Raw genomic sequence first — 22,615 nt, forward strand, 5'->3', positions numbered from 1 at the left:
GTTACCTGTCGCAGTCGTGCTTCGCGTCGGGCGCCGGGTTGGCGGCCACCCAGGCCTTGCGCTGCGCCGCGTCCATCGCCCGCCACTTCGCCTTCAGCGCACGCCGGCCGTCGTCGTCGAGCGTCCGCATCCGGGCGTACAGCGCCCGCGCCTCGTCGCGCTGCGCGGGGTTCATGTGCTTCCAGCGGCGCACGCCCCGGTGGGCGCGGGCACGCTGTTCGGGGCTGAGCTGTTGCCAGCGCTCGGCGCGTTCGAGCATGTGCGCGCGCTGGTCGGGTTCGTCGTTCCAGCGGGCGCGCAGCGGGGCGACCAGCTGTTCGCGCTGGGCGTCGGTCAGCTGGTCCCAGGCCGGCAGGTCCTGCGCCGGCGCCGGCGCGAGGGCCAGCAGCAGCGGCAGGGTCAGCAGGGCGGGGAACAGGCGGGTGTGGCGTGTGTCGGTCATGGTCATCGGCCCGCGGGGGGCGGCAGGGTGTCGTCGTTGGCGGCCAGCCAGAGGTAGAGGCCGGGGTCTTCGTCCAGCGCGGCGAGGATCTCGTCGACCTCGCTGTCGACGCTGGCCTGCCGGCTGGCCTGTTCGGCCGGGTCGAGGGTCGTGGCGGCCAGCCGCGCGTTGGCCGGGACAGTCGCGGTCTTGGATGGCTGGTCGAGCGTGATCGCCAGTGCCGCGACCGCGATCGCCACGGCCACGCCGCTGCCGCCAAATAGCCAGCCGCGCCAGCCGGTGGCGGTGGCGCGCGGTGCCTGGCGGGCCTCGCGCAGGCGCCGGCGGGTCGGCGCCGACAACTGCTGCAGCGCCTGCGCGTGGCAGTCGCGCGCCAGCCGGTCGAAGGCGTCGTCGTCGATGTGGGTGTTCATTGCCAGTCCTCCAGTTGTTGCCGCAGCGCCGCGCGGGCGCGCGAGAGGTGGGTCTTGACCGAGCCTTCGCCGCAGCCCATCACCTGCGCGGTGGTCGCCACGTCGAGCTCTTCCAGCACGCGCAGGGTGAAGGCTTCGCGTTGCCGGTCGGGCAGCGTGGCGATCGCCTGCGACAGCCGGGCGTAGGCCTCGCGTTTCTCGTGGCGTTGGGCCGGGCCGGGGCCTTCGTCGCTCCAGTCGGGCAGGGCGCCGTCGTCGCGTTCGGGCGGCGGCGCCATCCAGCGCAGACGGAACGTGCGGCGGCGCTGGGTGTCGACGATCCGGCTGCGCAGGATCCGCCAGAACAGCGGGGTCCATTCGTCGGCCGGCCGGTCCTGGTAGTTGAGCATCTTCACCATGGCGTCCTGCACCGCGTCGAGCGCGTCGTCGCGCTGGCGCAGGCCGAGCTCGGCGAAGCGGAATGCGCGCGGGCCGACGCTCGCCAGGAAGTGGTCGAGCGAGGCGTACTCCCGCAGCGGCGGCGTCGCTGTGCCGGGGGCGTCGCCGCCGCGCGCGGCGGGCGCATGGATGTCGTCGTCGGCATCGGCATTCACGTGGTCGAGCATATATGCAGGCGCGGGTCCCGCCCGGGGCAGCCCATGCTGCGGGGGTGGAAACGCGCGGCGGCGCCGGGGGTTGACACTGCGCGGGCAGCGGTGGCGACCGGACGCCGGACCGCCGCTGCGCCGGCCCCGGCGGCGTGGTTATGATGCGGACGACATCGCAGGCGGACGGGGTGGTGGCAATGGGCGAGGGTTCCATCGCGCAGGCGTTCACGATGCTCTACATCTTCATGCTGGCCGCGATCGCCGGCCACGTGATCATTTCGCGGGTGCCGGTGATCCTGCACACGCCGCTGATGTCCGGCTCCAACTTCATCCACGGGATCGTGCTGGTCGGTGCGATGGTGGTGCTGGGCCATGCCGACACCACGCTGGAGAAGGCGATCGGCTTCGTCGCGGTGGTGCTCGGTGCCGGCAACGCGGCCGGCGGCTATGTGGTCACGGAGCGGATGCTGGAGATGTTCAAGCCCAGCCGCAAACCCGGCGCGGCGGACGGTCCCGGCAAGCCGGCGGATGAAGCCTCCGCGGCCGGCAAGCGCAAGGGCGACCGGTGAGCGGCGCCGGCACGCTCGCCGCGGCGAGCTACCTGGTCGCCGCGACGCTGTTCCTGCTCGGCCTGCAGCGCATGGCCTCGCCGCGGACCGCGCGCAGCGGCATCCGCTGGGCCGGCGTCGGCATGCTGCTGGCGACCGCGGCGACCTTCCTGCTCGGGCTCGACAACCTCGGGCTGATCCTGGCCGCGCTGGTGATCGGCGCGGGCGCGGCGTGGGTGTCGGGGCGCAGGGTCGCGATCACCGACATGCCGCAGATGGTCGCGCTGTACAACGGCATGGGCGGCGGCTCGGCGGCGGCGATCGGCGCGGTCGAGCTGCTGCGGTTCGCCGCGCTGGCGGCCGGCACGACGGCGCTCGCGCAGGCGGGCGACGCGCCGTCGATGACGACCCTCGTGCTGGCGGTGCTGGGCGCCGCGATCGGTGCCGTGTCGCTGTCGGGCTCGGTGATCGCCTGGGCCAAGCTCGACGGCCGCCTCGACCGCCGGGTGGTGTTCCCCGGCCAGCAGCTGTTCAACGCGCTGGTGTTCGTCGCGATGGTGGTGGCCGGCGGCTGGGCGGTGGCGACGCTGCAGGTGCCGGTGATCATCGCTTTCTTCCTGCTGGCGCTGCTGCTCGGCGTGCTGATGACGCTGCCGATCGGCGGCGCCGACATGCCGGTGGTGATCTCGCTGTACAACGCGTTGACCGGGCTGGCGGTGGCGTTCGAGGGCTATGTGCTCGGCAACCAGGCGCTGGTGATCGCCGGCACCATGGTCGGCGCCGCCGGCATGCTGCTGACCCGGCTGATGGCCCGCGCGATGAACCGGCCGATCAGCGGCGTGCTGTTCTCCAACTTCGGGGGCGGTGGCGCGGCGCAGGAGATCTCGGGCTCGCAGAAGCCCATCGAGGCCGGCGACGTCGCCGCGATGATGGCGTACGCCGAACGCGTGGTGATCGTGCCCGGCTACGGCATGGCGGTCGCGCAGGCGCAGCACAAGATCTGGGAGCTGAGCCAGAAGCTGGTCGAACGCGGGGTCAAGGTGAAGTTCGCGATCCATCCGGTCGCCGGCCGCATGCCCGGCCACATGAACGTGCTGCTGGCCGAGGCCGGCGTGCCGTACGACCTGATCGCCGACATGGACGACATCAACCCGGAGTTCCCGCAGACCGACGTGGCGCTGGTGATCGGCGCCAACGACGTGGTCAACCCGGTGGCGAGGACCGACCCGGCCAGCCCGATCTACGGCATGCCGATCCTCGACGTGGTGGAGGCGAAGAACGTGGTGGTGATCAAGCGCGGGCGTGGCACCGGCTTTGCGGGCATCGAGAACGCGCTGTTCTACGCCGACAACACCCGGATGCTGTACGGCGACGGCGCGGAGATGGCCAGCGCGCTGGTCAGCGAGCTCAAGGCGCTCGACGGCGGCCACTGACCGCCGGCCGGCTCACCGCGAGGCCAGCGCCGCCGCCGCCATCGCCAGCAGCCACCACGCGATGTCGGCGGCTCCGTTGGCCAGCTGTGCGAGCGTCCAGGCGTGGTGGAAGCCCAGCCGCACCGCCGACTCCCACGGCGCGTAGCCGAGCATCTTCCCCAGCTGCGCGGCGATCTGGCCCCAGTTGGCCAGCGCGATGATCAGCGCGGTCGCCAGCACCGCCGCGGGCACCCGCACCCGCGCCGGCCGCCAGTGGCCCAGCCGCAGCATCAGCGCGACGTCCAGCGCGCCCAGCACCGCCATCCAGCTGTGCTGGCGGCCGCTGGAGAAGCCCAGCGCAACCCACGCGACGGTGAACGTGCTCACCCCCAGCGCCAGCAGCAACCAGCCGAACAGCGGCGCCGCCGGGGTGGCGGGGGTGCGACGGGCGGGTCGGGTCACGGACGAAGGCTCATCGGGGGATGGGACGGCGGGGGAGCGCGACAGCATAGCGGGCGCGGCTTCGGGGCGATATTGGACTAGAATGGTCCTATTCAAATTCCCGCCGCCTGGCCGTCCGACCCATGTACTCCCGCAGCAGTGAACCCGTCCGTTTCGAGCGCGACTGTCCCGCCGTCCTGGTGCCCCAGGGCGACGCCGTGAACCTCCCGGCCGGCAGCGTCGGCTACATCACCCAGGCGCTCGGTGGCAGCTACACCGTGTTCGTCGAGGGCAACCTGTTCCGCATCGCCGGGCAGGACGCCGACGCGATCGGCAAGGAGCCGACCGACCCGATCGAGCTGACCGAGGGCGCCGACGACGACGAGGTCGAACAGCTCGTCTGGCGGCAGCTGCGCACCTGCTTCGACCCGGAGATCCCGATCAACGTGGTCGACCTCGGGCTGGTCTACGAGGCCACGGTGAAGCCGCACCCGGGCCGCCCCGGCGAGCGCCTGGTCGCGATCACGATGACGCTGACGGCGCCCGGCTGCGGGATGGGCGAGGTGCTGGTGTCGGACGTGCGCGACAAGGTCGAGCTGATCCCGACCGTGGCCGAGGCCGACGTCGAGCTGGTGTTCGACCCGCCGTGGGGCCGCCACATGATGTCGGAAGCCGCACGCCTGGAAACCGGCATGCTGTGACCGCAACCGCGGTCGAGGTGACCGGAAAGGTCGCTATATGACGTTTTTGCGCGAAATGTTGCTGTATTGCAACATTCCGGCGCGTCCAATGCCGCGCGCCTGATCGCGAATGCCCTTGTGCCGCAAGGGTTCCGGCTCATCACTGCCCGTTAATTTTTGTATGGATCGCGTGAAGCGCGGGCCGGCTCTTGTCGTGCGCGAACGGCAGCCCGTAGGGTGCGTCCCGGCGCGGTCCATGGAGTAACACCCGCGTCCAACGGACCGTCCGGCCCGTGCAAGGGACTGCCTCCGGCGGCTTCGAGCGTGGGGAACCGGGCGGAAACCGCCGCGTCCGCGGCTCAACCCGCATCACGTCCCGACCGGGCCACGGCCCGGCACCCACCGCGTGGCCCCGGCATTCGACGGCGGCCGCGTTTCCCGGACCGCGCAGGGGGAGGTCCAGGCGGGCATTGCCCGTCGTTTCACGCTTGCCGCGCGCCACGCGCCCGCGGCCGATCACAAGGAGTGTCCGATGAAGCGTCCCATCCTCGCCGCCGCCATTGCCGCGGCCCTCGTCCTGCCCGCCACCGCGACCGCCGCCGGCGGCGACCCGCACACCCACGTCGACGACCGCCTGGCCCGTGCGATCGCCCACGACCCGCAGGCACCGGTCTACATCGTCAGTTCGCACGACACCTACCGCGGCGGGCTGTACCGGCTTGCCAGCGACGCCAGCAGCGTGCGCGACAGCACCGGCGCCGGGCTGGTGGTCTCCGAGGTGCGCGCCCACCAGCTGCCCGACATCAGCCGCCACATCCACGACCAGGAGCGCCGCTGCGGCGGCTACTTCGCCTTCGCCAGCCGGGCCGAGGCCGAGCGCTTCCTCGCCGATGAGCTCAGCGCGCAGGCGGTCACCACCACGTTCGCCGACTACACCATCGACAACCAGGCCACGGTCGGCCCGTGGCTGCCGCAGGTGGCCGAGGCCAACATCCGCGACACGATCGACCACCTGTCCAGCGCGTACAGCAACCGCCATTACTCCACCGCCTCCGGTCGGCAGGCCGCGCAGTGGATCCACGACACCTGGGCCGGGCTGGTGGCCGGCCGCGACGACGCCAGCGTCGAGCTGTACAACTGCGGCAACTGTGGCGGCCAGCCGTCGGTGATCCTCACCATCGAGGGCGGCGAACTGCCGGACGAGATCGTCGTGCTCGGCGGCCACCTCGACTCGGTGTCCAACGCCGGCAGCGGCGAGTCGATGCTCGCGCCCGGGGCCGACGACGACGCCTCCGGCATCGCCACACTGACCGAGGTCCTCCGGGTCGCGATGGCCGACGGCTGGCAGCCGCGGCGGAGGGTCAAGTTCATGGGCTACGCGGCCGAGGAGGTCGGCCTGCGCGGCTCCAATGCGATCGCGCAGTCATTCCGCGACCAGGGCCGCAACGTGGTCGGCGTGCTGCAGCTGGACATGACCAACCACACCGCCGGCGCCAGCGTCGACATGCAGCTGATCAGCGACTACAGCAACGGCGACCTGCAGCAGTTCGTGCGCGACGTCTTCGACGAGTACCTCGCCCCGCTCGGGCTGACCCGCGGCAGCTACACCTGCGGCTACGGCTGCTCGGACCACGCCTCGTGGACCAGCGCCGGCTACCCGTCGGCGATGATGTTCGAGGCCAGCTTCAACAACGACATCCACACCCGCTACGACACCCTGTCGAACATGGGCGGCACCGCCAACGGCAGCGTGCCGCTGGCGAAGCTCGGGCTGGCCTTCCTCGGCGAGCTGGCCAAGACCGCCGGGGGTGGGGGCGAGGAACCGCCGCCCCCGCCGGGCGACGAGCTGGAGAAGGGCGTGCCGGTGACCGGGCTGTCCGCCAGCACCGGCGACGACGTGACGTACACGTTTGAAGTGCCGGACGGCGCGGCCAACCTGTCGTTCGCGATCTCCGGCGGCAGCGGCGACGCCGACCTGTACGTCAGGCGCGGCAGCGCCCCGACCGACAGCAGCTACGACTGCCGTCCGTGGCGCAGCGGCAACGCCGAGACCTGCAGCTTCGCCGCGCCGGCCGCGGACACCTGGCACGTGCGGGTCAAGGCCTACTCCAGCTTCAGCAACGTCAGCCTGGTGGCCGATTACACCACCGGTGGCGGGGGCGGGACGCAGACCTACGCCAACGACGCCGACTACCCGATTCGCGACCGCTCGACGGTCGAAAGCCCGATCAGCGTGTCCGGCCGTGGCGGCAACGCGCCGGCCAGCGCCCGCGTCGAGGTCGACATCCGCCACAGCTACCGCGGCGACCTGCGGGTGGACCTGGTGGCGCCGGACGGCAGCAGCTACAACCTGCACAACCGCAGCGGCGGCAGCGCCGACGACGTCATCGGCAACTTCGACCTCGACCTGTCGGGCGAACCGCTCGACGGCAGCTGGAAGCTGCGCGTGCACGACGCCTATTACGGCGACACCGGCTACATCAACCGCTGGAGCATCACCTTCTGACCGGGCGGTCCTGGTCGGGTGATTGCCCGGCGTTCCTTTCGGCGGGTCTTCCGCCTTCTCTCTCTCGCCCCGGTCCGCGCCGGGGCGCTTTTTTGGCCGGTACCTACAGCGCCTCGAAGCGGTTGGCCTCGACGTTCTTGCGCACCTGCGCCGGGTCCCAGATGCGGCCGTTCATCGCGATGTACACCCCGGCCGGCAGCGACTGCACCGCGCCGACCGCGGTGCCGATGTTGAACTCCGCGTCCGAGCCGCGGAAGCGCGCCGGGTTGAGCGCGCCGGTCAGCACGATGGTCTTGCCGGGGATGCTCGCCAGCACCTTCGCGGTGGCGACCATCGAATCGGTGCCGTGGGTGACCAGCACGTGGCGCGCGTCCTGCGCGGCGATGGTGGCGCGGACCAGCTCGCGGTCGGCGTCGGTGATGTGCAGCGAATCCTTGCGCAGGATCGGGATCACCGAATAGCGGAACGCGACGCCGAGCTCGTCGAGGATGCGGCCGATCTGCGGCTCGCCGATCTGGAAGTCCGACTTGTCGTCGAAGTAGATCTTGTCGATCGTGCCGCCGGTGGTGACGATGCAGAGCTGGTCCATGGCGCGTCGCGAAGCGTGGGAAGGCCGCGGATTATACGGCGCGGCGCGGACGGCCCCGTCGGCGCGGGCTCAGCCGCGCTTCTTCGCGAACCGCATGCGCAGCCCCGGCAGGCTGGCGGCGAACACCACCACCACCGCCAGCGCGACCCCGGCCAGCGCCGGCCAGCGGTCGCCGGGGCGCACCCAGGCCACCATCACGCCGTGGCTGAACCATGCCAGCGCCAGCACCGCCGACCAGAACCCGGCGGTGCGACGCCGCAGCAGCACGCCGACCGCCAACAACAGCGGCGGCAGCGCGAACACCAGCAGCTCCGCCCACGGCTGCGGCTGGCGCCCGAACCACCACGCGTACAGCGCCGCCAGCGCCAGCAGCGCGGCCAGCAGCACACGCCGCGAACTCGACAGCGGCGCGCTCATGCCAGTTTCGCCGCGATGGTCGCCACCCGGCGCCCGAGCGCGCGCGCCAGCTGGGCTTCCTCGTCGCTGGGCTGCGGGTCGTCGCCGGCGCCGGCCACGTGGCTGGCGCCGTAGGGCGTGCCGCCGGTGCGGGTGGTGCTCAGCAGCGGCTCGGTGAAGGGGATGCCGGCGACGAGGCAGCCGTGGTGCAGCAGCGGCACCATCATCGTCAGCAGGGTCGACTCCTGGCCGCCGTGCTGGGTCGCGGTGGAGGTGAACACCGCCGCCGGCTTGCCGGCCAGGGTGCCGCTGGCCCATTGTGCGCCGAGGCCGTCGAGCCAGTGCTTGAGCGGCGCGGCCATGTTGCCGAAGCGGGTCGGGCTGCCGAGCAGCAGGCCGGCGCATTCCTCCAGGTCACGCGGATCCACGTACGGGGCGCCGTCCTCGGGCACCGGCGGCGCCGCGGTCTCGGTCACCACCGCCACCGGCGGCACCGTGCGCAGGCGTGCCTGCATGCCGTCGACCTCGCCGATACCGCGCGCGACCTGCCGCGCCAGCCGCGCGACCGAGCCACCGCGGCTGTAGTACAGGACCAGGATGTCGGGCATGGGCACGGCTCGTTCGAGGGAGCGGGAAGGATAGGTCAGGAGGCGCGTGAGCCGCGACCGACGACGCATCGGGTAACCTCCGGCCGATGGAGCCACTGGACTCGTTCTACCGCTGGAGCGACCGCATGCGCGACCGTGCGCGTGCCACCGCGTTCGCGCGGTTCCTCGGCCGCCGCTTCATCGAGGACGACCTGTTCCAGGCCGCCGGCGCGCTGTCGTTCACCACCGTGTTCGCGCTGGTGCCGCTGTCGATGGTGGTGTTCGGGGTGCTGTCGGCGTTCCCGGTGTTCGCGCTGTGGAGCGAGCGGCTCAGCGACTACATCTTCTCCAACTTCGTGCCCAGTGCCGCGCGCGCGGTCGAGGACTACCTGCTGCAGCTGTCGACCAACGCCGGCCAGCTGACCACCGCCGGCACCATCGCGCTGGTGGTGTCGGTGCTGATCACCCTCAACGGGGTGGAGCTGGCGTTCAACCGGATCTGGCGGGTCAAGTCGCACCGGCCGAAGTTCGGCCGCTTCCTGGTGTACTGGACAGTGCTGACGCTCGGTGCGCTGCTGGCGGCGGCGAGCCTGGCGATGTCGGCGAGGTTCTTCGCGCTGTCGGTGTTCGATACCGAGGCCGGCCACGTGCTGGAGGCGGCGATGCTGCGGGTGGCGCCGATGGCGCTGGAGGTGCTGGCGTTCGCGGCCATCTACAAGGTGGTGCCGCACCGCACCGTGCAGTGGCGCCACGCGGTCGCCGGCGCGCTGCTGGCGATGGCGGTGTTCGAACTGGTCAAGGGCGGCATCGGGCTGTACCTGGGCACGTTCAACAGCTATTCGAAGATCTACGGCACGCTGGCGTTCGTGCCGGTGTTCCTGCTGTGGATCTTCCTGAGCTGGGTCGCGGTGCTGCTGGGCGCGTCGCTGGCGTCGTCGATCTCGGCGTTCCGCTACCAGCCGGCGGCGATGCGCCTGCCCGAGGGTTACGAGATGTACGGCCTGCTGCGCCTGCTGGCCCGCTTCAACGAGGCCCGCGCGCGCGGCGAGGGCCTGCACAGCGACGACATCCAGCAGCTGGAACCGCTGCTGACCGACTCGCTGGTGCAGGAGATGCTCGCGCAACTGGGGGAGATCAACGTGGTGCGGCGTGCCGAGGGTGGCGAATGGCTGCTCGCGCGTGACCTCGACCACCTCAGCCTGGCCGAGCTGTACGAGGCCTGCAAGCTGCGCATCCCGGTGGCCGAGGCCCACCTGCCGTGCCGCGAAGACGCACTCGGACGCTCGGCGGTGGCCGCGCTGGACGAGTTGCGCGTGCCCCTGCGTGCGCTGCTCAAGCGCCGTGTGTCGACCATCCACGCCGAGGAGGAATGACCGTGCCGATCGCGTTCAAGCGAAGTGCCGTTGCGGCCGTCGTGCTGGCCGGGCTGCTGTCCGCCTGCAAGCCCGCCGCCGAGAATGAGGTGGCGGAGGTGCCGGCCGACGCGCCCGACGTCGCGGCCCCGGCCGAGGCGCCGGTGGCGGCCAAACCCGCCGGCGACCCCGTCCCCCCGGCCGACGCCGCCGGTGCGGAAACACCTGCGCTGCGGATCGCCGCCCTCGACGGCACGACCTGGGACCTCGCCGACCGGCGCGGCCGCTGGGTCGTCGTCAACTTCTGGGCGACCTGGTGCGCGCCGTGCCTGAAGGAGATGCCGGAGCTGTCGGCGCTGGACGCGATGAACGAGCACATCGAAGTGGTCGGGCTGGCCTACGAGGACATCGAGGCCGAGGCGATGCGCGCCTTCCTCGACGCGCACCCGGTGGTCTACCCGGTCGCGATCGTCGACACCTACGACCCGCCGGCCGACTTCGAGACCCCGCGCGGGCTGCCGATGACGTGGCTTATCGCACCGGATGGGCGCGTGGCGAAGAAGGTGGTCGGGCCGGTGACCGCGCGCGAGATCGAGGACGCGATCGCCGAGGCCGGCGGTCCGGCCGCGGATGCGGAGAGCGGCGCGGATGCAGAGGACGCGCAGGCATGACCGCCGCGCGCTTCATGGTCGGCGGCCGGGTGCAGGGCGTGTTCTTCCGCGCCGGCACCTGCGAGCAGGCGGTGCGGCTGGGCCTGCGCGGCCACGCCCGCAACCTCGCCGACGGCCGGGTCGAGGTGCTCGCCGTCGGTGACGCTGCCGCGATCGAGACGCTCGCCGGCTGGCTGCGGCGCGGCCCGGAGAACGCGCGGGTCGACGAGTTGGAACGGATGGATGCCGACCCGGCCGAGGCCGGCGAGGGGTTCGAGATCGGCTGACCGCGGCGTCGCGGTTGCCAAGCGTCAGCGCGGTTCCGGCGCCTCACCGACCGGGGCATCGCGCGCGCTGCCGTCGGCCATCGCCCGCACCGCGGCGGTGAAGTCGCGCGCGAACGCGTCCATGTCGAACAGGCCGCTGTCGCCGCGCCGGCGCGCCAGTTCGTCGCGCAGTGCGACCATCGCCGCCGCGTCGCGGCCCAGCTCGATCGCGCGGGTGACGAAGGCCGCGTCGTCGGCGACGTTCATCGCCGGCATGCCGAGGTGGTGGTTGAGGCTGCCGGCGACCCGCGCGGCGAAGGTGTCGCCGGGCACGGTCAGCACCGGGCAGCCGGCCCACAGCGCGTCCGAGGCGGTGGTGTGGGCGTTGTAGGGCGCGGTGTCGAGGAACAGGTCCGCGTGCCGCAGCCGCGCCAGGTAGTCCGCATGCGGCTGCTTGGGCATGAACACCAGCCGCGCCGGATCGACCCCCTGCTGCCGCGCGAAGTCCCGCAGCCGGCGGTCGGCATCGCCAGGGCCCGACAGCAGCCACAGCACGCTGCCGGGCACCCCGCGCAGCACCGCCAGCGCGCGCGCCACGCTGGCCGGGTTGAGCTTGTAGCTGTTGTTGAAGCAGCAGAACACCGTGCCCGTCGCCGGCAGCCCGCAGGCCTCGCGCGGGGGCGGCGCGGTCAGTGGCCGACGGGTGTCGGAGGGCTGGAAACAGCGCGGCAGCCGCACCACGGTCTCGCTGAAATGCGGCTCCAGCGCGGCCGGCAGCACGAAGCCGTCGGCCAGCGCGTAATCGATCCACGGCGCGCCGGAGGTGCCGGGGTAGGCCAGCCAGTTGACCTGCACCGGCGCCGGCCGCATCGCCAGCACCTCGGGCATGCCGCCGCCGCCCCAGCCGCGCAGGTCGAACAGCACGTCGATGCCGGCGTCGCGGATCGCCAGCGCGACCTGCGCGTGGTTGCGGCCGGCGAGGTCGTGTAGCCGCGTCGCAGCCTGCAGGCTGCGGCGGATCGGGCTGCCGTCGTCGGGATTGAGCGCGAACAGGTGCGTGTCGAGCGCCGTTTCGTTGCGCAAGGCTTCCAGCAGGGCGACGGTCAGCAGCCCGGTCGGGTGGGCGCCGAAGCCGTTGGACAGCAGGCCGACCCGGATCGCGCCGGCGGCCCGGCGGGGCGGGGCCGGTGGCAGGCGACGGATGACGCGCGACACCTGTTCGGCGCGCAGCCGGGCGCATCGCAACTGCTCGGCCGGCGTGCCGTCCTCGCTGAGGAAGGCGAACGGCTCGATCGCGGCGCGGCCATCGCGCACCGCCGCGCGGACCTGGCCGGCGAGGGCGTCGAGGCCGCGCCAGTCGCACAGGCGACGGCGCCATGCGAGCAGGTAGGCCGCCAGTTGCGGCTCACCCGGTGCCAGCGCGTGGGCGCGGGCGTAGGCGTCTGCGGCGGCTTCGGCCTCGCCGGCGTCCTCCAGCGCGTGGCCGAGCCAGACCGCGATGCCGGGGTGGCCGGGCGCGGCCGCGGCGGCCGCGCGCAGGCTGGCCACCGCGTCGGCGTGGCGGCGCTGCATCCATTGTGCGCGGCCGAGCCGGGCCAGCGCCTCCGGGTGGCCCGGGGCGAGCTGGAGTGCCTGGCGGCAGGCGGCTTCGCCGGCGTGGGCGTCGCCGGCCTCGAGTTCGGCATCGCCCAGCACGATCCACGCCATCGGGTTGCGCGGCTCGCGGCGGACCGCCTCGCGCAGTTGCCCGCGGGGATCGCCCGGGCCCATCAGCCGGCCCCGGTCAGCCGCGCCAGTTCGTCGGCCTGGTGCTCGGCCTGCAGCCGGCCGACCAGCGCGTCGAGGTCGCCGGTCAGCACGTTGGGCAGGTCGTACAGGGTCAGGCCCTCGACCCGGTGGTCGGTGATGCGGCCCTGCGGGTAGTTGTAGGTGCGGATGCGCTGGCTGCGGTCGCCGCTGCCGACCTGCAGCTTGCGGTCGGCGGCGACCGCGGCGGCGGCCTGCGCGGCCTGCGCTTCGGCGAGGGTGGCGACCAGCCGCTTCATCGCCTTGTCGCGGTTGGCGTGCTGGCTGCGCTCGGTCTGGCTCTCGACCACCACGCCCGACGGGATGTGGGTGATGCGGATCGCCGAGTCGGTCTTGTTGACGTGCTGGCCGCCGGCGCCGGAGGAGCGGAAGGTGTCGACCCGCAGGTCGGCCGGGTTGATCTCGATCGGCTCGCCTTCGGGTTCGACCGCGATGATCGCGACGGTCGCGGCCGAGGTGTGGATGCGGCCCTGCGACTCGGTCTCGGGCACGCGCTGGACGCGGTGGGTGCCGGACTCGAACTTCAGCCGCGAGTACGCGCCGCGGCCCTCGACCCGGGCGATGACCTCCTTGAAGCCGCCGTGCTCGCCGGCGTTGGCCGACTCGACCTCGACCCGCCAGCCCTGCCGCTCGGCGTAGCGCGAGTACATGCGGAACAGGTCGCCGGCGAAGATCGCGGCCTCGTCGCCGCCGGTGCCGGCGCGCACCTCGAGGTAGATGTCGCCCTCGTCGCGCGGGTCCTTCGGGATCAGGTGGGCGAGCAGTTCGGCGTCGAGCTGTTCGAGCCGCGCGGTCGCGGCGGCGATTTCCTCTTCGGCCAGTTCGCCCAGTTCGGGGTCGCCACGCATCGCTTCGGCGGCGGCGAGGTCGGCTTTGGCGGCGGCCTCGTCGGCCAGCGCGGTGGCGACCGGTTCGAGCTGGGCGAACTCGCGCGACAGCTGCCGGAAGCGCTTGGCGTCGCCGATCACGCCCGGGTCGGCGAGCAGGCGCTCGAGCTCCTCGCGGCGTTCGGCGAGGGCTTCGAGCTTGCGGCGCAGGGTCGGGGTCATCGGGGTCTCGGCTGGGCGGTACGGGCAGGCGGCGACGGTGCCGCGCGGGCAACGCCTCGCGCGACGCGGGGACGGTCGGTGATGCTACTTGCGATCGCCGGCGGCGGGGACGGCCGGTGCTACCGGTTCCGCTGCGGTGGTGCCCGCGTCGGCCGGTGCCGGGAACAGCCGCTCGGCCGCGCGCGCCAGTTCGCCGCTGCCGCTCAGGGCCTCGTCGCGCAGGGCGATGGTGGGGGCGTGCAGCAGGCGGTTGGTCAGGGTGTGGGCGAGGTAGTCGAGCACCGCCGCCGGCGCCTCGCCGGCGTCGAGCTGGGCGCGGGCGCGGGCCAGCACCTCGTCGCGGGCCGCCTCGCCATGCGCGCGCAGGCGCTTGAGCGGCGCGGTGCGGGTGCTCGCGGCGGCGGACTCCATGAACCGCGCGACCTGCAGGTCGATGATCGCCTCGGCCTCGATCGCGGCTTCGCGGCGGCTGCGGCGGTTGTCCTCGATCGCGCGCTGCAGGTCGTCGACGGTGTAGAGGAACACGTCGTCCAGCTCGCCGACGTCGGCGGCGACGTCGCGCGGGACCGCCAGGTCGAGCAGCAGCATCGGCCGGTGGCGGCGCTGCGCCAGCGCGGCCTGCACCTGTGGCTGCAGCAGCACCGGTTCGCGGCTGGCGGTGGCCGACAGCACGATGTCGGCCTCGGCCAGGTGGCGGTCGAGTTCGCCCAGCGGCAGCGCGAAGCCGCCGTGGCGGCTGGCCAGCTCCTGCGCGTGCGACAGCGTGCGGTTGGCCACCAGCAGGCGCTTGACCCTGGCCTGGACGAGGTGGCGCGCGGCCAGCTCGATGGTCTCGCCGGCGCCGATCAGCAGCACGGTCGAATCCTCCAGCCGCGCGAACGACTCCTGCGCCAGCCGCACCGCGGTGGAGGCGACCGACACCGGATTGGCGCCGATGCGGGTGTGGGTGCGGGCGCGCTTGGCGGTCGAGAAGGTCTGCTGGAACAGCCGGTCCAGCTGCCCGCCGAGGCTGCCGGCGGCGCGCGCGGTGGCCCATGCGTCCTTCACCTGGCCGAGGATCTGCGGCTCGCCCAGCACCAGCGAGTCCAGCCCGGTCGCGACCCGGAACAGGTGCCGCACCGCGTCGCTGCCGGTGTGCCGGTAGAGGTAGCCGTGCAGGCCCTCGCCGGTGGCGGCGTCGGCCGGGTGGGTCGCCAGCCAGTCGGCCAGCGCGGCGCCGTCGTCGTCGGTGACCGCGTAGATCTCGGTGCGGTTGCAGGTCGACAGCAGCGCCGCCTCGCGCACCTGCGGCAGCCCGCGCAGCGCCGACAGCGCCGCGACCGTGGCGTCGCCGGAAAACGCGACGCGCTCGCGCAGGCTGACCGGCGCGGTCTGGTGGTTGAGGCCGAGGACGTGGATCGACATGGTGTGCGGCGCGAATACCCGTTCAGGTGCTTGCGATAAGCTGCTGGCTGCTGAAGGCCGCCCATTCTACCGGCCCGGCCCATGAGGAATCGGAGCCCGATGCCCGCAACGCTGCGTTCATTCATTGGTGCTGCCGCGCTGGCCACGGCGACGGCGCTGGCGGCCCCCTCGCTGCAGGCGCGCACGGCCGCCGCCGACGCCCCGGTGGTGCAGGCGCTGGAGCCGTTGCTGGCGGCCGAATTCGCGATCCAGTCCGGCCGCCTCGACGATGCCGCGCGCTGGTACCTGGAGGCGGCCCGCGCCGCCGACGACATCGAGCTGGCCGAGCGTGCCACCCGCATTGCCCTGCTGGCGCGCGACGACGCCCGCGCCGCCGAGGCGCTCGAGCTGTGGCGCGAGCAGGGCGGCGAGGGCACCCGGCTGCTCGCCGCCGAGGCGACGCTGGCCGTGCGCGCCGGCGAGACCCGCGCGGCGCGGCGCCATCTGGTCGCCCTGCTGGCGTCGCCCGACAACGGCTGGCGCGAAGCCCTGGCGGTGCTGGCCGGTGGCGCCGGCGACCCGGAACAGGCCGCGCAGCTGCTGGAGGACCTGGTCGACAGCGGCCGGATGCCGGGCGAGCTGCAGGCTTGGCTTGCATTCGGCGGGCTGGCCCAGCGACTGCAGCAGCCCGGGCTGGCCGAGCGGCTGGTCGACGAGATCGTCCGCCGCTTCCCCGGCGAGCCGCGCGTGGCCCTGCTGCGCGCCAGCCAACTGCGCGAGGCCGACCGCGACGACGAGGCCCGCGAGGTGCTGCAGTCGCTCGCCGCGCGCGCCAGTGGCGACGCCGACCTGCGGCTGGCGATCGCCTACGAATACGACGCCCTCGGCGACCTGACCGCCGCCGCCGACATCCTCGGCCGCGGCCCGCAGGACGACCAGAGCTACGCCCTGCGCGCCTCGCTGCTGGCCCGCGCCGAGGACAAGTCGGCGCTGGTCGAGCTGTACGGGGAACTGCGCCGCGGCGCCGCCCGTCCCGACCCGCAGCGCCGCCTGCTGCTGGGCCAGATGGCCGAGTTCCTCGAACGCCACGAAGAGGCGCTCGAGTGGTACGCCGGCGTCCCCGGCGGCCCGCAGCGCTGGCCCGCGCGCCTGCGCTCGGCCAACGTGCTGCACGAGCTCGGCCGCGGCGCGGAAGCCTTCGACCGATTGCACGAACTGCAGGCCGACGCCGCCGCGCCCGAGTCCGCCCGCCGCGACGCCTACCTGCTGGAGGCCAGCCTGCACGAGGAGGACGGCGCCGCCGAGGCCGAGATGGACACCTACGCGCGCGGCCTGGCCGAGTTCCCGGACGAGCTGGAGATCCTCTACGCCCGCGCGCTGAGCTGGGAGCGCCGCGACGACATCGCCCGCGCCGAGGCCGACCTGCGCCGGATCCTGGTGATCGAGCCCGAATCCGTCGCCGCCCTCAACGCGCTGGGCTACACCCTCGCCGACCGCACCGACCGCTACCAGGAGGCGCTGGAGCTGATCAACCGCGCCCGCGCCGCCGAGCCCGACAACGCCGCGATCATCGACAGCTACGGCTGGGTGCTCTACCGCCTCGGCCGGGCGGAGGAGGCGCTGGTCGAACTGCGCCGCGCCTTCGCCCTGCAGAAGGATGCGGAGATCGGCGCCCACCTGGGCGAGGTGCTGTGGGTGCTGGGCCAGCGCGAGGAGGCGCGCCGCTACTTCGAGCAGGCGCGCGAGATCGACCCCGACAACCGCGCCCTCAAGCGCGCACTGGAAAAGACCGGCGCATGAAGTTCCGAACCCTGACCGTCGCGGCCGCCGCCGTGCTGCTGGCCGCCTGCGCGGCGCAACCGGTCCGTCCCGACCTGAGCCCGGCACAGCTCGCCAGCGCCCGGGCCGCCCAGCTCGAGCGCGAGCAGGCGCTGGCCGCCGATCGCGACTGGTCGCTGGTCGGCCGCATCGCCGTGTCCAACCGGGGCAAGGGCGGCAGCGGCCGGGTCGAGTGGAGCCGCACCGGTGCCGACTACGCGGTGTCGCTCAGCGCGCCGGTCACGCGGCAGAGCTGGCGGCTGTCGGGCGACGGCCGCCACGCCTTGCTCGAAGGCCTCGAAGGTGGCCCGCGGCACGGCGCCGACGCCCGCCTGCTGCTGCTGGAGGCGACCGGCTGGGACATCCCGGTCGAGGCGCTCGGCGACTGGGTCCGCGGCGCGCGTTCGCAGGCCGCCGGCCCCGCCCGGATCGAGTACGGCGCCAACCTGCTGCCGTGGGTGATGGAGCAGGGCGGCTGGCGGATCGAGTACGAATGGCCGGAGCTCCCGGCGAGCGAGGCTGCCGCGCCGCTGCCGGCCCGGCTCGACGCGACCCGCGGCGAGGCCCGGGTCCGGCTGATCGTCGATGAATGGGGTGAGTGACGGCGACGCCGCGGCGACGCCCGCGGTCGTGCCCGACGCCGACGGCTGGAGCGTCTGGCCGGCCCCGGCCAAGCTCAACCTGTGCCTGCGCATCGTCGGCCGCCGCGCCGACGGCTACCACCTGCTGCAGAGCGTGTTCCGCCTGCTCGACTGGGGCGACACGATCCGTCTGCGCCCGCGCGGGGACGGCCGGATCGTCCGCCACGGCACCTCGGCGTCCGGCGTCGCCGAAGCCGACGATCTCGCGGTCCGTGCGGCCAAATTGCTGCAAACCGCTGCCAACGTCTCCCAAGGCGCAGACATCCGTGTCGAAAAGCGTATCCCGGCGGGTGGGGGTTTCGGCGGCGGATCGTCCGATGCGGCGACCGTCCTGGTCGCGCTGGACCGGCTCTGGGGGACCGCGCTCGGGCTGGACCGGCTGGCCGCGCTGGGGCTGGAGCTCGGTGCCGACGTGCCGGTGTTCGTGCGCGGCGACAACGCCTGGGCCGAAGGCGTCGGCGAGCGGCTGACCGCGCTGGACCTGCCGCCGGCCTGGTATCTGCTGGTCGACCCCGGCGTCCACGTCCCGACCGCCGCCCTGTTCGGCAGCCCTGAATTGACGCGCGATGCGGCGCCCGCGACAATATCCGACTTCGTTTCGGGAGTGCCGCTCGGCAATGCGTTCGAGCCGGTGCTGCGCGGGCGGGAGCCGGCCGTCGAGGCCGCGTTCGCCGCCCTGTCGCGCGTCGGCCGTCCGCAGTTGACCGGAACCGGCAGCGGCTGCTTCGTCGAATTCGCCACGCGCGAGGACGCCGAAGCGGCGCTGGCGGTGCTGCCGCCGGGCCTTCGCGCCTGGCTTGCGGCGGGCGCGGCGCGGTCGCCGCTGCACGTCGCGCTCGAAGCCCTCAATCAACTGCAGGGGCGTCGCCAAGAGGCCCAAGGCACCAGGTTTTGATCCTGGCATTCGTAGGTTCGAATCCTACCGCCCCTGCCAAACCCCCACGGCGGCCCGTGCCGCGGTTGCGGTAACGGGCCGCGCCGATACTTGCGGCTCCCACGGTCAGAGCGAAGCGGAGAAACCAACGTGCAGAACGATCGCAACCTGCTGGTGTTCAGCGGCAATGCCAACCGGCCGCTGGCCCAGGCGGTGTGCAAGGAACTCGGCACCCGGCTCGGCAAGGCGCTGGTCGGCCGCTTCTCCGACGGCGAGGTCCAGGTCGAGATCGAGGAGAACGTCCGCCGCCAGGAAGTGTTCGTGATCCAGCCGACCTGCGCGCCCAGCGCGGAGAACCTGGTCGAGCTGCTGGTGCTGATCGACGCCCTCAAGCGCGCCTCGGTCAGCTCGGTCACCGCGGTCGTGCCGTACTTCGGCTACGCCCGCCAGGACCGCCGCCCGCGCTCCTCGCGCGTGCCGATCACCGCCAAGGTCGCCGCCAGCATGTTCAGCTCGGTCGGTTGCGACCGGGTGCTGACCGTCGACCTGCACGCCGACCAGATCCAGGGCTTCTTCGACATCCCGGTCGACAACGTCTATGCCTCGCCGCTGCTGCTGGCCGACATCTGGCGCGCGCACGGCACCGACAACATGGTCGTGGTCAGCCCCGACGTCGGCGGCGTGGTCCGCGCCCGCGCGATCGCCAAGCGCCTCGACGATGCCGACCTGGCGATCATCGACAAGCGCCGCCCGCGCGCCAACGTCGCCACGGTGATGAACATCATCGGCGATGTGTCCGGCAAGACCTGCGTGCTGGTCGACGACATCGTCGACACCGCCGGCACCCTGTGCGCCGCCGCGGCCGCGCTCAAGGCCAACGGTGCCACCAAGGTCGTCGCCTACTGCACCCACCCGGTGCTGTCGGGCGCGGCGATCAGCAACATCAGCAACTCCCAGCTCGACGAACTGGTGGTGACCGACACCATCCCGCTGAGCGAGGCCGCGCGCGAGTGCGGCAAGGTCCGCCAGCTCAGCGTCGCCGAGCTGCTGGCCGAGACCATCCGCCGCATCGCCTTCGGCGAGTCGGTCAGCTCGCTGTACGTCGATTGACCCGTTCCGCGGCGCCGGGCAACCGGTGCCGCAACACGCTCGCCTGGTCGCGGGTGAGCGTTTCCGACCGCCGCGAGGCGGTTCCATGCAAGCAAAGTGAGTAAACGAAATGTCCGAACACACCATCAAGGCCACCGGCCGCAGTGACGAGGGTAAGGGTGCGAGCCGCCGCCTGCGTCACGCCGCCCAGATCCCGGCCATCGTCTACGGCGGCGGGTCCGAGCCGAAGTCCATCCAGCTCGAGCACGAGCACATCTGGCTGGCCAGCCAGAACGAGTGGTTCTACTCGTCGATCCTGGACCTCGACATCGACGGCAAGGTCGAGCAGGTCCTGCTGCGCGACATGCAGCGCCACCCGTACCGCCAGCTGATCATGCACCTGGACTTCCAGCGCATCAGCGCCAACCAGGCCCTGCGCGCGCCGGTGCAGCTGCACTTCGTCAACGAAGAGACCTCGCCGGCCGGCAAGGCCTCCGATGTCGTCGTGATGAAGGAGCTGACCCAGGTGGAAGTCAGCTGCCTGCCGAAGGACCTGCCGGAGTTCATCGAGGTCGACCTCGGCGAGCTGACCGTCGACCAGATCATCCACCTGTCGGGCCTGAAGCTGCCCAAGGGCGTCGAGATCCCGCAGCTGAAGCTCGGCAAGGAGCACGACGTCGCGGTGGTCGTGGCCCGCCAGGGTCGCGTCGAGGCCGAGAGCAGCGATGCCGATTCGGCCGACGTCCCGGCCGCCAAGGTCGAGAAGGACGCCGAGTAAGACGGTCGCCCCGGCATGCCCGCGCCTGCGGGCGTGCCGGGTACCGTTCGCGCATCGATGTCCGGCCTTCGCCTCATCGTCGGACTGGGCAACCCCGGTCCCGAACACCTCAGGACCCGGCACAACGCCGGGTTCTGGTTTGTTGATGCCCTCGCCGAGCGGTTCGGCGGACGCTTCGCGGTGGACGCCAAGCTGTTCGGCGCCAGCTGCAAGGTCGACATCGGCGGCCGGCCGGTGTGGCTGCTCAAGCCGGGCACCTTCATGAACCTCTCCGGCAAGTCGGTCGCCGCCGCCCTGCGGTTCTGGAAGATCGACCCCGCCGAGGCCCTGCTGGCCCACGACGAACTGGACCTGCCGCCGGGCACCGCGCGGCTCAAGTTCGACGGCGGCCACGGCGGCCAGAACGGCCTGCGCGACACCATGCGCCTGCTCGGACACGGCGGCTTCCACCGCCTGCGGATCGGCATCGGCCATCCCGGCCACAAGGACCGGGTGACGCCGTGGGTGCTGGGGCGCCCGGGTGGCGAGGACGAGACCCTGATCCTGCGCGCGATCGACGACGCCATCGATGTCCTGCCCCTGGCGGTCGGCGGCGACTTCAACGAGGCCATGAAGCGCCTGCACACCGCCAGATGAGCGCCCGCGCAACCCGCGCCGGCCGCGAGAGCCAGCGGTAAAGGGACGTCACCGACCCCTCTTTACCATTGACTCTTCACCAGCGACGGTTTCAGCCCATGGGAATCAAATGCGGCATCGTCGGCCTGCCCAACGTCGGCAAGTCGACCCTCTTCAACGCCCTGACCAAGGCGGGCATCGCCGCGGCCAACTTCCCGTTCTGCACCATCGAGCCCAACGTCGGCGTGGTGCCGGTGCCGGACCCGCGCCTGAACGCGCTGGCGGAGATCGTCAAGCCGCAGAAGCTGATCCCGACCGCGGTCGAGTTCGTCGACATCGCCGGCCTGGTCGCCGGTGCCGCCAGCGGCGAGGGCCTGGGCAACAAGTTCCTGGCGCACATCCGCGAGGTCGACGCGATCACCCACGTGGTGCGCTGCTTCGAGCACGGCGACGTCATCCACGTCAACAACAAGGTCGACCCGATCGCCGACATCGAGACCATCGACACCGAGCTGGCGCTGGCCGACCTCGACTCGGTCGAACGCGCCCTGCAGCGCGCCGAGCGCAACGCCAAGTCCGGCGACAAGGAGGCGAAGGTCCGGGTGGAGGTGCTGGGCCGGGTCCGCGACGGCCTCGCCGACGGCCGCCCGGTGCGCGCGCTGGGCCTGTCGGAGGACGACAACGCCGCGATCCGCGACCTGTTCCTGCTGACCGCCAAGCCCGTGATGTACGTCGCCAACGTGCTGGAGGACGGCTTCGAGGGCAATCCGCACCTGGACGCCGTGCGCGCCCGCGCCGAGGCCGAAGGCGCCGAGGTGGTGCCGGTCTCGGCCGCGATCGAAGAGGAGCTGAGCCAGCTCGACGACGCCGACCGCGACGCCTTCCTGGCCGACCTCGGCCTCGACGAGCCCGGCCTGAACCGCGTGATCCGCGCCGCCTACAGGCTGCTGGGCCTGCAGACCTACTTCACCGCCGGGGTCAAGGAGGTCCGTGCATGGACCGTCCGCGCCGGCTCCACCGCGCCGCAGGCCGCCGCGGTGATCCACACCGATTTCGAGAAGGGCTTCATCCGCGCCGAGACCATCGGCTACGACGACTTCATCAGGTACAGGGGCGAGGCGGGCGCGCGCGAGGCCGGCCGCCTGCGGCTGGAGGGCAAGGAGTACCGGGTGCAGGAGGGCGACGTCCTGCATTTCCGCTTCAACGTCTGACCGGGCGCGCGCCGTGGTGCGGAAGGTGAAATAATCCGCTTTCCGGCATTGACTTCCCCCGGAACGGTCGCCAGAATTGCGGGCTCTTTGGAGGGATACCCAAGCGGCCAACGGGGGCAGACTGTAAATCTGCTGGCTTACGCCTTCGGTGGTTCGAATCCACCTCCCTCCACCAGCAACACCCGGTCGCCTTACCAGCTTCCGGCGCAGTACCCAAGCAGGTTTGTCCGGCGCGGGAGTAGTTCAACGGTAGAACCTCAGCCTTCCAAGCTGATGGTGCGGGTTCGATTCCCGTCTCCCGCTCCATTGAACGCCGCGACGCCAACCTGCCTGGACAATCCGCTCACGTAGCTCAGTCGGTAGAGCACCTCCTTGGTAAGGAGGAGGTCGCTGGTTCGATTCCAGTCGTGAGCACCATCTTCAACGCAACGCAAAACGCAACCACCGGGATACAGCCATGGCCAAGGGTAAGTTCGAGCGCA

General features: G+C 72.3%; 24 protein-coding genes and 4 tRNA genes. 18 read left to right on the plus strand and 10 right to left on the minus strand.

What is annotated here, in order from left to right; translation table 11 throughout:
• Nucleotide 1: 1 nt before the first annotated feature.
• From N799_RS07235 to N799_RS07245, 3 genes are read right to left on the minus strand one after another with little or no spacing between them, the layout of a single operon-like run.
• Nucleotides 2-442 carry a DUF3106 domain-containing protein gene (locus N799_RS07235; protein ID WP_036210058.1) on the minus strand — a complete coding sequence of 147 codons (441 nt, stop codon included), beginning with the start codon at nt 440-442 and terminating at the stop codon, nt 2-4.
• Between the two features lie 2 nt (nt 443-444).
• Nucleotides 445-855, minus strand: coding sequence for a hypothetical protein (locus N799_RS07240; RefSeq protein WP_036210061.1), 411 nt, complete (start codon nt 853-855; stop codon nt 445-447).
• Nucleotides 852-1,460, minus strand: a complete 609-nt coding sequence (locus N799_RS07245; protein WP_081974783.1) for an RNA polymerase sigma factor — start codon at nt 1,458-1,460, stop codon at nt 852-854. The genes N799_RS07240 and N799_RS07245 overlap by 4 nt, the downstream gene beginning before the upstream one ends.
• A gap of 179 nt (nt 1,461-1,639) precedes the next feature.
• Here N799_RS07245 and N799_RS07250 point away from each other — a divergent pair, with 179 nt between their 5' ends.
• Both N799_RS07250 and N799_RS07255 read left to right on the plus strand, forming a co-directional pair.
• The gene (locus N799_RS07250) at nt 1,640-2,011 is read left to right on the plus strand and encodes an NAD(P) transhydrogenase subunit alpha part 2 (protein ID WP_052101333.1); all 372 of its coding nucleotides are present in this window, start codon (nt 1,640-1,642) and stop codon (nt 2,009-2,011) included.
• Nucleotides 2,008-3,423, plus strand: a complete 1,416-nt coding sequence (locus N799_RS07255) for an NAD(P)(+) transhydrogenase (Re/Si-specific) subunit beta (protein WP_036210064.1) — start codon at nt 2,008-2,010, stop codon at nt 3,421-3,423. The genes N799_RS07250 and N799_RS07255 overlap by 4 nt, the downstream gene beginning before the upstream one ends.
• Before the next feature lie 12 nt (nt 3,424-3,435).
• Here the strand turns inward: N799_RS07255 and N799_RS07260 are convergent, their stop codons facing one another.
• A complete protein-coding gene (locus N799_RS07260) occupies nt 3,436-3,864 on the minus strand; it encodes a hypothetical protein (protein ID WP_036210067.1) in 429 nt (142 codons plus the stop codon).
• A 122-nt stretch (nt 3,865-3,986) separates the two neighbouring features.
• Here N799_RS07260 and sufT point away from each other — a divergent pair, with 122 nt between their 5' ends.
• Together sufT and N799_RS07270 are read left to right on the plus strand one after the other, a co-directional pair.
• The gene (gene sufT, locus N799_RS07265) at nt 3,987-4,544 is read left to right on the plus strand and encodes a putative Fe-S cluster assembly protein SufT (RefSeq protein WP_036210070.1); all 558 of its coding nucleotides are present in this window, start codon (nt 3,987-3,989) and stop codon (nt 4,542-4,544) included.
• Between the two features lie 511 nt (nt 4,545-5,055).
• The gene (locus N799_RS07270) at nt 5,056-7,029 is read left to right on the plus strand and encodes a M20/M25/M40 family metallo-hydrolase (RefSeq protein ID WP_052101334.1); all 1,974 of its coding nucleotides are present in this window, start codon (nt 5,056-5,058) and stop codon (nt 7,027-7,029) included.
• A gap of 103 nt (nt 7,030-7,132) precedes the next feature.
• Here the strand turns inward: N799_RS07270 and N799_RS07275 are convergent, their stop codons facing one another.
• From N799_RS07275 to wrbA, 3 genes are all read right to left on the minus strand, one after another.
• The gene (locus tag N799_RS07275) at nt 7,133-7,618 is read right to left on the minus strand and encodes an asparaginase domain-containing protein (RefSeq protein ID WP_036210072.1); all 486 of its coding nucleotides are present in this window, start codon (nt 7,616-7,618) and stop codon (nt 7,133-7,135) included.
• 69 nt (nt 7,619-7,687) lie between these two features.
• Nucleotides 7,688-8,035 carry a DUF2069 domain-containing protein gene (locus N799_RS07280; RefSeq protein ID WP_036210075.1) on the minus strand — a complete coding sequence of 116 codons (348 nt, stop codon included), beginning with the start codon at nt 8,033-8,035 and terminating at the stop codon, nt 7,688-7,690.
• Nucleotides 8,032-8,622 carry an NAD(P)H:quinone oxidoreductase gene (gene wrbA, locus N799_RS07285; protein ID WP_036210078.1) on the minus strand — a complete coding sequence of 197 codons (591 nt, stop codon included), beginning with the start codon at nt 8,620-8,622 and terminating at the stop codon, nt 8,032-8,034. Before wrbA ends, N799_RS07280 begins: the two co-directional genes overlap by 4 nt.
• An 86-nt stretch (nt 8,623-8,708) precedes the next feature.
• Here wrbA and N799_RS07290 point away from each other — a divergent pair, with 86 nt between their 5' ends.
• Genes N799_RS07290 through N799_RS07300 form a run of 3 tightly spaced genes read left to right on the plus strand, consistent with a single transcriptional unit; the run spans nt 8,709 to nt 10,890 of the window.
• Nucleotides 8,709-9,974, plus strand: a complete 1,266-nt coding sequence (locus tag N799_RS07290; RefSeq protein WP_036210081.1) for a YihY family inner membrane protein — start codon at nt 8,709-8,711, stop codon at nt 9,972-9,974.
• Nucleotides 9,971-10,624 carry a TlpA family protein disulfide reductase gene (locus tag N799_RS07295; RefSeq protein WP_052101335.1) on the plus strand — a complete coding sequence of 218 codons (654 nt, stop codon included), beginning with the start codon at nt 9,971-9,973 and terminating at the stop codon, nt 10,622-10,624. Before N799_RS07290 ends, N799_RS07295 begins: the two co-directional genes overlap by 4 nt.
• On the plus strand, nt 10,621-10,890 hold the full coding sequence (locus N799_RS07300) for an acylphosphatase (RefSeq protein WP_036210084.1): 270 nt from the start codon (nt 10,621-10,623) through the stop codon (nt 10,888-10,890). The genes N799_RS07295 and N799_RS07300 overlap by 4 nt, the downstream gene beginning before the upstream one ends.
• Before the next feature lie 24 nt (nt 10,891-10,914).
• Here the strand turns inward: N799_RS07300 and N799_RS07305 are convergent, their stop codons facing one another.
• The 3 genes from N799_RS07305 to hemA all read right to left on the minus strand — a co-directional run bounded on the left by N799_RS07305 (nt 10,915) and on the right by hemA (nt 15,128).
• Complete coding sequence (locus N799_RS07305; RefSeq protein ID WP_036210087.1) at nt 10,915-12,639, minus strand: O-linked N-acetylglucosamine transferase, SPINDLY family protein; 1,725 nt, start codon at nt 12,637-12,639, stop codon at nt 10,915-10,917.
• Nucleotides 12,639-13,724, minus strand: coding sequence for a peptide chain release factor 1 (gene prfA, locus N799_RS07310; RefSeq protein WP_036210089.1), 1,086 nt, complete (start codon nt 13,722-13,724; stop codon nt 12,639-12,641). Before prfA ends, N799_RS07305 begins: the two co-directional genes overlap by 1 nt.
• Nucleotides 13,725-13,808: 84 nt before the next feature.
• Entirely contained in the window at nt 13,809-15,128 is a 1,320-nt protein-coding gene (gene hemA, locus N799_RS07315) for a glutamyl-tRNA reductase (RefSeq protein WP_081974785.1), read from the minus strand.
• Between the two features lie 99 nt (nt 15,129-15,227).
• Between hemA and N799_RS07320 the strand changes: the two genes are divergently transcribed.
• From N799_RS07320 to N799_RS07365, 11 genes are all read left to right on the plus strand, one after another.
• On the plus strand, nt 15,228-16,907 hold the full coding sequence (locus tag N799_RS07320; RefSeq protein ID WP_052101336.1) for a tetratricopeptide repeat protein: 1,680 nt from the start codon (nt 15,228-15,230) through the stop codon (nt 16,905-16,907).
• Nucleotides 16,904-17,527: a lipoprotein insertase outer membrane protein LolB gene (lolB, locus tag N799_RS07325; protein WP_036210096.1), complete on the plus strand. Its 624-nt coding sequence runs from the start codon at nt 16,904-16,906 to the stop codon at nt 17,525-17,527. The genes N799_RS07320 and lolB overlap by 4 nt, the downstream gene beginning before the upstream one ends.
• Complete coding sequence (gene ispE / locus N799_RS14365) at nt 17,511-18,461, plus strand: 4-(cytidine 5'-diphospho)-2-C-methyl-D-erythritol kinase (protein WP_052101342.1); 951 nt, start codon at nt 17,511-17,513, stop codon at nt 18,459-18,461. The genes lolB and ispE overlap by 17 nt, the downstream gene beginning before the upstream one ends.
• Nucleotides 18,424-18,500: transfer RNA gene (locus N799_RS07330), tRNA-Gln, on the plus strand. Before ispE ends, N799_RS07330 begins: the two co-directional genes overlap by 38 nt.
• Nucleotides 18,501-18,590: 90 nt before the next feature.
• The gene (locus N799_RS07335) at nt 18,591-19,550 is read left to right on the plus strand and encodes a ribose-phosphate diphosphokinase (protein ID WP_036210100.1); all 960 of its coding nucleotides are present in this window, start codon (nt 18,591-18,593) and stop codon (nt 19,548-19,550) included.
• Between the two features lie 109 nt (nt 19,551-19,659).
• Nucleotides 19,660-20,307, plus strand: coding sequence for a 50S ribosomal protein L25/general stress protein Ctc (locus N799_RS07340; RefSeq protein ID WP_036210103.1), 648 nt, complete (start codon nt 19,660-19,662; stop codon nt 20,305-20,307).
• Nucleotides 20,308-20,364: 57 nt separating this feature from the next.
• A complete protein-coding gene (gene pth, locus N799_RS07345; protein WP_036210107.1) occupies nt 20,365-20,943 on the plus strand; it encodes an aminoacyl-tRNA hydrolase in 579 nt (192 codons plus the stop codon).
• A gap of 98 nt (nt 20,944-21,041) precedes the next feature.
• On the plus strand, nt 21,042-22,133 hold the full coding sequence (gene ychF / locus N799_RS07350; RefSeq protein WP_036210111.1) for a redox-regulated ATPase YchF: 1,092 nt from the start codon (nt 21,042-21,044) through the stop codon (nt 22,131-22,133).
• An 89-nt stretch (nt 22,134-22,222) separates the two neighbouring features.
• Nucleotides 22,223-22,308, plus strand: a tRNA-Tyr gene (locus N799_RS07355).
• A gap of 57 nt (nt 22,309-22,365) precedes the next feature.
• A tRNA-Gly gene (locus tag N799_RS07360) sits at nt 22,366-22,439 on the plus strand.
• Between the two features lie 35 nt (nt 22,440-22,474).
• Nucleotides 22,475-22,550, plus strand: a tRNA-Thr gene (locus N799_RS07365).
• Nucleotides 22,551-22,615 lie beyond the last annotated feature (65 nt).

This window comes from Lysobacter arseniciresistens ZS79 (assembly GCF_000768335.1).
Taxonomy (GTDB): Bacteria; Pseudomonadota; Gammaproteobacteria; order Xanthomonadales; family Xanthomonadaceae; genus Novilysobacter; species Novilysobacter arseniciresistens.

What these genes read in the sequence shown, in the direction of transcription:
- N799_RS07320 (WP_052101336.1), top strand. Translation starts at nt 15,228, where the DNA reads ATGCCCGCAACGCTGCGTTCATTCATTGGTGCTGCCGCGCTGGCCACG.
- N799_RS07305 (WP_036210087.1), bottom strand. Translation starts at nt 12,639, where the DNA reads ATGGGCCCGGGCGATCCCCGCGGGCAACTGCGCGAGGCGGTCCGCCGC.
- ychF (WP_036210111.1), top strand. Translation starts at nt 21,042, where the DNA reads ATGGGAATCAAATGCGGCATCGTCGGCCTGCCCAACGTCGGCAAGTCG.
- N799_RS07275 (WP_036210072.1), bottom strand. Translation starts at nt 7,618, where the DNA reads ATGGACCAGCTCTGCATCGTCACCACCGGCGGCACGATCGACAAGATC.
- lolB (WP_036210096.1), top strand. Translation starts at nt 16,904, where the DNA reads ATGAAGTTCCGAACCCTGACCGTCGCGGCCGCCGCCGTGCTGCTGGCC.
- N799_RS07280 (WP_036210075.1), bottom strand. Translation starts at nt 8,035, where the DNA reads ATGAGCGCGCCGCTGTCGAGTTCGCGGCGTGTGCTGCTGGCCGCGCTG.
- pth (WP_036210107.1), top strand. Translation starts at nt 20,365, where the DNA reads ATGTCCGGCCTTCGCCTCATCGTCGGACTGGGCAACCCCGGTCCCGAA.
- sufT (WP_036210070.1), top strand. Translation starts at nt 3,987, where the DNA reads ATGTACTCCCGCAGCAGTGAACCCGTCCGTTTCGAGCGCGACTGTCCC.
- hemA (WP_081974785.1), bottom strand. Translation starts at nt 15,128, where the DNA reads ATGTCGATCCACGTCCTCGGCCTCAACCACCAGACCGCGCCGGTCAGC.
- N799_RS07235 (WP_036210058.1), bottom strand. Translation starts at nt 442, where the DNA reads ATGACCGACACACGCCACACCCGCCTGTTCCCCGCCCTGCTGACCCTG.
- N799_RS07300 (WP_036210084.1), top strand. Translation starts at nt 10,621, where the DNA reads ATGACCGCCGCGCGCTTCATGGTCGGCGGCCGGGTGCAGGGCGTGTTC.
- prfA (WP_036210089.1), bottom strand. Translation starts at nt 13,724, where the DNA reads ATGACCCCGACCCTGCGCCGCAAGCTCGAAGCCCTCGCCGAACGCCGC.
- N799_RS07340 (WP_036210103.1), top strand. Translation starts at nt 19,660, where the DNA reads ATGTCCGAACACACCATCAAGGCCACCGGCCGCAGTGACGAGGGTAAG.
- wrbA (WP_036210078.1), bottom strand. Translation starts at nt 8,622, where the DNA reads ATGCCCGACATCCTGGTCCTGTACTACAGCCGCGGTGGCTCGGTCGCG.
- N799_RS07240 (WP_036210061.1), bottom strand. Translation starts at nt 855, where the DNA reads ATGAACACCCACATCGACGACGACGCCTTCGACCGGCTGGCGCGCGAC.
- N799_RS07290 (WP_036210081.1), top strand. Translation starts at nt 8,709, where the DNA reads ATGGAGCCACTGGACTCGTTCTACCGCTGGAGCGACCGCATGCGCGAC.
- N799_RS07295 (WP_052101335.1), top strand. Translation starts at nt 9,971, where the DNA reads ATGACCGTGCCGATCGCGTTCAAGCGAAGTGCCGTTGCGGCCGTCGTG.
- N799_RS07250 (WP_052101333.1), top strand. Translation starts at nt 1,640, where the DNA reads ATGGGCGAGGGTTCCATCGCGCAGGCGTTCACGATGCTCTACATCTTC.
- ispE (WP_052101342.1), top strand. Translation starts at nt 17,511, where the DNA reads ATGAATGGGGTGAGTGACGGCGACGCCGCGGCGACGCCCGCGGTCGTG.
- N799_RS07245 (WP_081974783.1), bottom strand. Translation starts at nt 1,460, where the DNA reads ATGCTCGACCACGTGAATGCCGATGCCGACGACGACATCCATGCGCCC.
- N799_RS07270 (WP_052101334.1), top strand. Translation starts at nt 5,056, where the DNA reads ATGAAGCGTCCCATCCTCGCCGCCGCCATTGCCGCGGCCCTCGTCCTG.